Origin of the sequence: Desulfoluna sp. (assembly GCF_030145185.1) — a bacterium.
Lineage (GTDB): Bacteria > Desulfobacterota > Desulfobacteria > Desulfobacterales > Desulfolunaceae > Desulfoluna.
This window is the reverse complement of the sequence record NZ_JAQYWB010000137.1, coordinates 1-6,649: the sequence shown is the minus strand read 5'-3', so window position 1 is coordinate 6,649 and position 6,649 is coordinate 1. Positions and strand designations below refer to the sequence as shown.

At 55.9% G+C, this 6,649-nt stretch carries 5 protein-coding genes; 2 read left to right on the top strand and 3 right to left on the bottom strand.

The genetic code is table 11. From position 1 onward, the window contains the following. Window positions 1-226: 226 nt before the first annotated feature. Window positions 227-1,111 (bottom strand): hypothetical protein, encoded by an 885-nt coding sequence (locus tag Q1Q75_RS22275; RefSeq protein WP_300675375.1) that lies wholly within the window; start codon window positions 1,109-1,111, stop codon window positions 227-229. Between the two features lie 256 nt (window positions 1,112-1,367). On the opposite strand from Q1Q75_RS22275, the gene Q1Q75_RS22270 reads away from it, so the two are divergent. Continuing rightward, complete coding sequence (locus Q1Q75_RS22270; RefSeq protein WP_300675373.1) at window positions 1,368-2,276, top strand: EamA family transporter; 909 nt, start codon at window positions 1,368-1,370, stop codon at window positions 2,274-2,276. A 255-nt stretch (window positions 2,277-2,531) separates the two neighbouring features. Further along, complete coding sequence (locus Q1Q75_RS22265) at window positions 2,532-5,489, top strand: PAS domain S-box protein (protein ID WP_300675371.1); 2,958 nt, start codon at window positions 2,532-2,534, stop codon at window positions 5,487-5,489. Window positions 5,490-5,567: 78 nt separating this feature from the next. Here the strand turns inward: Q1Q75_RS22265 and Q1Q75_RS22260 are convergent, their stop codons facing one another. Together Q1Q75_RS22260 and Q1Q75_RS22255 are read right to left on the bottom strand one after the other, a co-directional pair. After that, window positions 5,568-6,188 carry a CDP-alcohol phosphatidyltransferase family protein gene (locus tag Q1Q75_RS22260; protein WP_300675369.1) on the bottom strand — a complete coding sequence of 207 codons (621 nt, stop codon included), beginning with the start codon at window positions 6,186-6,188 and terminating at the stop codon, window positions 5,568-5,570. An 11-nt stretch (window positions 6,189-6,199) separates the two neighbouring features. After that, window positions 6,200-6,649 (bottom strand): ATP-binding cassette domain-containing protein (locus tag Q1Q75_RS22255; RefSeq protein ID WP_300675367.1); only part of this gene is annotated, 450 nt, incomplete at its 5' end.

The window sequence follows — 6,649 nt, the reverse complement described above, 5'->3', positions numbered from 1 at the left end:
CGCTCATATGCAAGGCATCAGAGCTGAAGATGTAGTGGTTTACCTCAAAGCTCTGATAACGCGGCAGATGAGTGCACCCGGCTCGCCCGAAGGGTGAGAAAATCAGACAGAATACCGTGGATTACATTTTGCATTTTTGAAACAGCTGAAGATATTGCTGCAAAGAACTGTAATTACGATTTATTCCTTGGCCCTGATTGTTTTCTCATGAAATATTCGGGTTAGGTTACCTTCGGTAGTGCTGATGGATCTTCTCAAGCGTGGCCAGATACTCTTTTTGTTGGGCCAGCCCTTTGTAAAGGGCGATGTCACTCTGGAGGATCTTCACGGCGGGAAGGATATCGACCCCGTAGAGATTGGATCCGGAAAGATCGGCCTGGTGAAGCACCCGCACCGCATAATAGGAGGCTAAAATCCGATATCGGGAGGTGCGTCGGAGCAGGTAGCTGCGGCCAGCCAGGGTGTTGAGGAAAAAAGTGGCGTAGTGGGCGGAGACTTCATGGGTGCAGCCGGCAGGGACGATCCGGGTGCAGGTGCCGTCCATCATCACCTTGTAGAGATCCGGAAGGAAGGCTTCGACAGCGTCGGGTTCCTGCTCGAGAATCTGCTTGAAGACCCTCAGGTCCGTGGCACCGATGGCGCGGTACAAGTGGGCGATGTTTCGGAACAGGGCCAGGGTGTCAAGATCCTTTTCCATGATCTCGGGGGGGGTGACCGCGAGCCGGGAGAGGGCCTTTTGAAAGCGGTCCAGAGGCGTCATCTCCGCCGGGTATTTTTTGTTCAGGTAATCAAAAAATGAGATCAGGCGTTTTTCGGAGTCCAGGCATCCCGGGGTGTCTGTGCCCGTGGGGGGCGTCATGCCCTCAGGGGTCCCCAGTATTTCACTGACCTTCTGCTCGTGAGTCTCCATCTTGGTTTCTGTGTAAAGCTCTTTCTGCAGGTCTTTGACTTCTACTTTGAGCTTTTCGACATCCACCATCCATCGTTCCTGTTCTTTTTCAACAGCATCTTGTACGGATGAGCGGTTCCAGTGGAATACTTTTTTGCCACTGTAATAAAAAGCGGTAGCCAATACGGTGATGACGATCAGGGAAATAACAACACGCTTCATGATCACTCCGGGTCTTTCGGTTGGGACAGTGACGCTGATAAATCGAAGGCCCCAGAAGAGAAAGCTCTCAGGAGATGGCGTCACAGATGAAAATTCACGTCGAAGTATGGTACACCATAATCGATGCTTGTGCAAAAGCTGATACAGCCGTAAAAATGACTGAAAAAATGAAACCGGATATTTTGGGGCAGTAGATGCAGGCGAAATGAGTCGCCAGATGGCGATAGACAAAGGATTCAATGAAGGACGCAAACGGATGACGACATGTCACAACGGCAGTACCCCCTCCCCGAAACAAAAGATTCAGGGGACCCTGATCATTTTGATTGCGGCCCTGTTCTGGGCCTCTTCGGCGACGGCTGCCAAGCACCTTTTTCTTATGGGGATGACGCCGGGGGAGCTTGTGCAGATGCGAGTCACCCTGTCGGCGGTGTTTATCGGGGGGGGGCTCGCCATGACCCGGCCTGGATTTTTTCGCATAGAAAAACGGGACCTGCTGCGCATCTTCACCCTGGGCTTTTTTGGCATGGCCATGGTGCAGTTTACCTATCTGTTTGCCATCAGCCGGATCCATGTGGCCGTGGGAATCCTGATGCAGTACCTTGCCCCGGCGCTGATATTTCTCTGGGCCCTTGCGTTCGGGACGAAGAAGCCGAGCGTGGTCGCTGCCTCAACGATTTCAGGTACGATCATCGGCTGCTATTTCGTCTCCGGAGCCTATGATTTTCAGGTGTCCGAGTTGAACCTGCTTGGGCTTGGAAGCGGCCTGGCCTCGGCGTTTTGCTTTGCGCTTTATACGGTTATGGGGGAGGGTCTGGCAGGACGGTACGACCCCAAGGTCGTGACGTTCTATGCGTTTCTGGTGGCTGCGGTGGTGTGGAATATCGCGGAGCCTCCCTTTGCCTTCATGGGAAAGTGTGCCGACCCCTCTTTTCTCTTCTGGGGGATGTATGTGGTGTTGTTCGGGACGGTGTTTCCCTTTCTCTTTTATGCGGTGGGCGTGACGTATGTCAGCTCGATCAACGCCTCCATCACGGCCACGACAGAGCCTATTTTTGCAGGGCTCATCTCCTGGGTATTTATCGGGGAGTCCCTGACTCTCGTTCAGATGGTCGGTGCTGCCCTGGTTCTTCTGTCCATTAGCGTGTTGACGGTGAAAGGGTGATTCGGTCGGAGCGCGGGCTGCGTTTCCGGTTTTGACCTTCAGGAGAATTTCAAGTAAACTAAGCTTACGAGTTCCCGGCAGAGCCACCCCTTTCTTATCGATATTTTTGGCTCCCCCACTTTTTTCTATGGCATGATCGCCGGGCGTCTCTCTTCCCCTCCTCGAGTTTTCCCTATCCAACCGCGGCCTGATACGGCCAGGTATTGTCCACGGCCCACCCGTCTTGGGGTGGGCATGCGCTGAGGTTTGAGACCCATGCAGAATCATGACACGCCTGAGGGTGGCCTGGGTGCCATCTCCTTTTCCAGTGAAAAAGTGCGACAGGAAATTGATGCCATTGAGCGTTATCATTCGTCTTTGCCGGAGGGTGACGACCGGGACGTCGACAGGACCGTCCAGGCGGCCTGTGCGTACCTTCGGCACGTCAATCGTGTGCAGCTGGCCGTGCGGCAGTCTCTCTGGAGCGCTTTCGGTGAAAAGAGTTTCGAGACATTGATTCAGCGTGTCTGCCGCGCGCTGGTGGATTCCGGGGGGTATGACGCGGTCTGGATTGTTTTGATTGGACCGGACGGCGGGTGCCAGACCTGGGCCCAGGCGGGCCTGGGAAGCGAGGCCGTCGTTCTGGACCGGATCTTTGGGGCGGGGTGGTTTCCCCGGTGTGGTCATCAACGCTGTGACCCTGACACGGACCAGAAAGGGGGCCAGGTACAACCTGACATCCATTGCGAGACGTGCCCCTTTGGAGAGCTGTGTCGGCCTCCGGGAAGCCTCGTCGCCCGGCTTGCGTTCGGGGCCATAGAGCTCGGGATGATGAGCGTTACCTTATCCCCGGACGTTGTGGCAGGGGACGCCGAGGTGTCTTTGCTTCAGGAAGTTGCCGGTGACCTGTCTCATGCTCTTTATGACGTGAGTTGCGAGCAGCAACGCTATGATACGGAGGTGGGGCTGGGCGAATCGCGTCGAGCCATGGCCACTCTGTTGACCAACCTGCCCGGGATGGCCTATCGGTGTCGGTTGGATGACCCGTGGACCATGCTTTTGGTCAGTGAAGGCTCGGTGTCGTTGACCGGATATCATGCAGATGAGTTGATCGGCAATCGGGTGATTGCCTATGGGGCGATGATTCATCCCGACGACCGGTCGATGGTACAAAAGGCGGTGGATGAAGGCGTGGCCAACAGCGGCTCTTTTGAAATGGAGTATCGCCTGAGAGCCCGTAACGGAAAGGAAAAGTGGGTCTGGGAGCGGGGCACCGCCGTTCGTTTTGGGGATTCGGTTGTGGCTTTGGAAGGGTTTGTTACCGACATCACGGAGCGCAAGAGGGCGCTTGAAGAGCTGCAGCTCAGCCATCGCAGATATCACATTCTGGTGGAGGATATGCCGGCCATGGTGTGCCGCTTCCTCCCAGATGGACGGTTGACGGATGTAAACGAAAGCTATTGCCGTATGTTCGGGATGGAACGGTCCGCATTGGTTGGACACAATTTTTTTACCTTTCTTCTTGAGGACGCGCGGGAACACGTGCGACGTCATTTCCTTTCCCTGACCCCTGAACATCCTATGGCGACGTATGAGCATGAGGTGATCACTCCGGATGGTCGAAGGGGCTGGCAGGAGTGGACGGACCGAGCCATTTTTTCGGATCAGGGAACGCTTTGTGAATTTCAGTCCATCGGGCGGGATACCACGGAGCGTCGATCCGCGGAGGAGGCCTTGCGGGCCAGCGAAAAAAGGTATCGCGCTTATGTCGACAACTCTCCGGTGGGAATTTTTATCTTTGATGACGAAGGCCGTTATATCGAAGCCAATGCGTCGGTTTGTCAGATGCTTGGGTATTCTCAGGCCGAACTGAAGGCTTTGAATGTCAACGCTCTCTCGGTCTCTGACGGGGTGGGGCAGATGGCACCGATCGTTGAGCGGCTGAAGCAGGAAGGCTATATCCAGACAGAGATACCCGTGCTCCATAAAAACGGTGGCGTTGTCTACGGGAGGCTGGAAGCCGTTGCCCTCGATTCGGGGCAGTACATCGCGTATTTTATCGATCAGACCGAGCAGAGAAAACTGGCGGCCCAACTGCAACAGGTCCAGAAAATCGAATCCGTGGGCCGATTGGCCGCTGGGGTGGCGCATGATTTTAACAACATGCTCTCTCCGATTCTGGGGTATGCCGAGTTGCTTATAGATGAGCTCCCCGCAGGGACCGAGTGTTCCGGGTACGCCCTGGAGGTCAAGAATGCTGCGGAACGCTCCCGAAATCTGGTCCGGCAGCTGCTTGCGTTTAGTCGGAAGCAGGTACTTCGCTTGGACCACCTTGATTTAAGGGGCATTGTCTCGGGGATGGAGGCGCTTTTAAAGCGGACCCTGCGTGAAAACATTGAGTTGGTCCTTGAGCTGGCGGAGAGCCCTTGCCCGGTTCGCGCGGACGTGGGGCAGGTGGAGCAGATTTTGATGAACCTGGCCGTGAACGCCCAGGACGCCATGCCGGACGGAGGCGAGTTATCCCTTGCCGTGCGGATGGCGGTTCAGGATGCGATGAACCCTCGTTTCCATCTGGAGTTATCACCGGGCAGCTATGTACTTCTGGAGGTGATGGATACAGGGGTTGGCATGGATCCCGCCACGGCAGAGCAAGCCTTTGAACCCTTTTATTCCACCAAGGGGAAGGGGGGGACGGGCCTGGGGCTCTCCACGGTGTATGGGATCGTGGCCCAGCATGGCGGAACGGTATTGATGGATACTCAACAGGGCAAGGGCACGAGGTTCTCTTTCTATTTTCCGAGTGAAGACGAGATGCCCATAGAGGGGGTGGCGGCCCCCAGGAAAGAGAGTCCTTCGGTTTCAGGGGATGAAACGGTGCTGGTGGTCGAGGACAACGAGGTGGTTCGGAATATGACGGTGAGCGTCTTAACGCGTCAGGGGTATTGTGTTTATAATGCTGCCAGCGCGGAGGAGGCGCTGGCATTTCTGGATGAGTTTGGCGGGACGGTGGATCTTCTGCTGACAGACGTCGTCATGCCCGGAATGAACGGCAGGGAGCTCTACACTCAGGTCTCGGCGTTATATTCCGGCGTCCGCGCTCTTTATATGTCCGGATATTCCGATGACGTCATTGCCCATCACGGGGTATTGGAAGAAGGCATTCATTTTATCCAGAAGCCTTTCACCATTGAAGCGCTGACCCGGAAGGTGAGGGATGTTCTGGAGAGGGCCTGAGATAAAAATAAAACAGCTTTCACGGTGGCGTAAGCTAAACGGTGACGGTACCTTAAATTGTTCGTTGACCGGCCGGGATCAAAGGCTTTTCTTGTCTTTCAGGGTGTGATACCCGGAGACGATGCGGACCCCTGCCGTGATCCCGCAGGCTCCGGCAAAAATAAGGGCCAGCCACGGGAACTCCTCTGGAAAAAGACAGATGACGACAAAGAAAGCAAGGGTCTCCGTTCCTTCCGTGAGTCCGCCCAGATAATACAGGCTTTTGGTGGGGTACACGGGGCTGCTGAGGCCCTTTTTTTGCGCCAGAACGGCAAACCCCAGAAAGCTGGACCCGGTCCCCATAAAGGTGAAGAGAAGAATCCCCGCCGCCAGCGCGTTTTGGGTCGGATCAGCCAGGGCAAACCCCACCACCACCGCCGCATAAAAGATAAAATCAAGGACAATATCGAGGAATCCCCCGGCATCGGTGGGGCCGTTTTGCCTGGCCAGCACGCCGTCGATACCATCGGCGATGCGGTTCACCGCAATCAGTCCCAACGCCAGCTTGTACCCCCCAAAGGCCAACGCCGGGATGGCCAGCATCCCGATGACAAAACCTGCCACCGTTACCTGATCCGCCTGTATTCCACGCCTCGCCAAGGGAACGGCCAACCACTCCAGAGGTTTTTTCACCCAGTTTGTACTCCATGGATCCAGCATTTTTTTCCTTTTTATACGTCCAGACGGATCAGGCGTCCGCCTTGGGGGATGTCGTCTTCGTCGTGGGTGACGAGCAGGGCCGGGATGCCCATGCCGATGATTTTCTCAAAAACGAAGGTGCGAAAGTGTTTCCGCAAGGGCTTGTCGAGTTTGGAGAAGGGCTCATCCAGAAGCACGGCGTCGGGACGGCTCAAGAGGGCGCGCATCACGCTGATGCGGGCCTTCTGTCCCCCGGAGAGGGCTGCGGGGTATCGGTGTTTCAGCGCGTCTAAGCCCAGGTCGGCCAAGACGTTTTCCGCCTCCTTGTGTCGTGCCTTGCGGTGTCCTTGCGGCAGGGCAAAAAGGAGGTTTTCGAGGACGGTCATGTGGGGGAAAAGGAGATCGTCCTGAAAGAGGATGGCGATGCCTCGTTTCTCCACAGGGAGCCCGTTGAGGGGCCGGTCGCCGAGGGTCAGGGTGCC

What these genes read in the sequence shown, in the direction of transcription:
- Q1Q75_RS22275 (WP_300675375.1), bottom strand. Translation starts at nt 1,111, where the DNA reads ATGAAGCGTGTTGTTATTTCCCTGATCGTCATCACCGTATTGGCTACC.
- Q1Q75_RS22260 (WP_300675369.1), bottom strand. Translation starts at nt 6,188, where the DNA reads ATGCTGGATCCATGGAGTACAAACTGGGTGAAAAAACCTCTGGAGTGG.
- Q1Q75_RS22270 (WP_300675373.1), top strand. Translation starts at nt 1,368, where the DNA reads ATGACGACATGTCACAACGGCAGTACCCCCTCCCCGAAACAAAAGATT.
- Q1Q75_RS22265 (WP_300675371.1), top strand. Translation starts at nt 2,532, where the DNA reads ATGCAGAATCATGACACGCCTGAGGGTGGCCTGGGTGCCATCTCCTTT.